At 45.3% G+C, this 1,275-nt stretch carries 1 protein-coding gene; it reads right to left on the minus strand.

Annotated features, from left to right (window positions below):
* Positions 1-1,275 (minus strand): lipopolysaccharide biosynthesis protein RfbH (gene rfbH, locus A3G19_RS06480; protein WP_294871336.1); only part of this gene is annotated, 1,275 nt, incomplete at both ends.

Below are 1,275 nucleotides of genomic sequence, written 5' to 3' on the forward strand. Positions count from 1 at the left end.
CATCATCACCCATCCCCGGATAAAGTCCGATCCAGAAGCTGTCGTTCATGATTTTATCGGTATTGGTTAGCTCACCGACCACACGATAATCGGTTCCATTGACCATACTGTCAAACATCGGATGGCGAAGCATATTACCGGCGAAGAGATTACGGGTTTGGATGTTCGCGTTTTCGAGGTGTTCAACGAGCTCATTTCGGGTAAATTGTACACTGTCTTTGAGTGTGATCATAAATCCAAACCAGCTAGGATCGCTGTTAGGTGTGGCAGAATTCAGAACCAATTCATCGATTCCCTTTAGCCCTTCGTAAAGTTTGGCAAAGTTCTCTTTTCGTTTTTCGACAAACGTCGGAAATTTTTCAAGTTGTGCTACGCCGACTGCGGCTTGCATATCTGAGACTTTGAGGTTAAATCCGAAATGGCTGTAGACATATTTATGATCATAGCCTTTTGGTAAGGTTCCAAAACTCTGGGAGAAACGGCATCCACAAGTGTTATCAATACCGCTTTCGCACCAACAGTCTCGTCCCCAGTCACGCATTGAGAGCATGATTTTTTTCAGCAGTGGGTTGTCCGTATAGGTCGCTCCCCCTTCTCCCATCGTCATATGATGAGGCGGGTAAAAACTCGATGTTCCGATGTCTCCCCATGTCCCTGTCGGTTTCCCCTCATAAGTTGAACCCAGTGCATCACAGTTGTCTTCGATAAGCCAAAGGTTATGTTTGTCACAAAACTCTTTGACGGCTCGGAGGTTAAAAGGATTTCCGAGGGTATGGGCGATCATAATCGCTTTGGTTTTTGGGCTCAGTGCCGCTTCGAGCTGCGTTACATCGATATTAAAATGAGTCAGCTCCATATCGACGAAAACAGGAACGGCACCGTATTGGACGATAGGAGCAACCGTCGTTGGGAAACCTGCCGCAACGGTGATCACTTCATCTCCCCGTTTTACCTGTCGATCACCCAATAGCGGAGAAGTTAGTGTGTAGAATGCCAGCAGGTTGGCGCTTGATCCGCTGTTCACCAAAAATGTCCAACGTACTCCGAGGTAGTCGGCAAGTTTTTTCTCAAATTGTTTGGAATAATCACCATAAGTGAGCCAAAAATCGAGCGAACTATCGACAAGGTTGACCATTTCACGTTCATCGAATACCCGTCCCGCATAGTTTACACGGCTTTTACCGGATACAAACTCTTTTGTTTGAGCCGGTTTATGTACTAATTCATAATATTCTTTGGTTTTTAAAAGTATTTCATTTTTGAGTTGTTCGGCTT

Origin of the sequence: Sulfuricurvum sp. RIFCSPLOWO2_12_FULL_43_24, assembly GCF_001829605.1 — a bacterium.
Taxonomy (GTDB): domain Bacteria; phylum Campylobacterota; class Campylobacteria; order Campylobacterales; family Sulfurimonadaceae; genus Sulfuricurvum.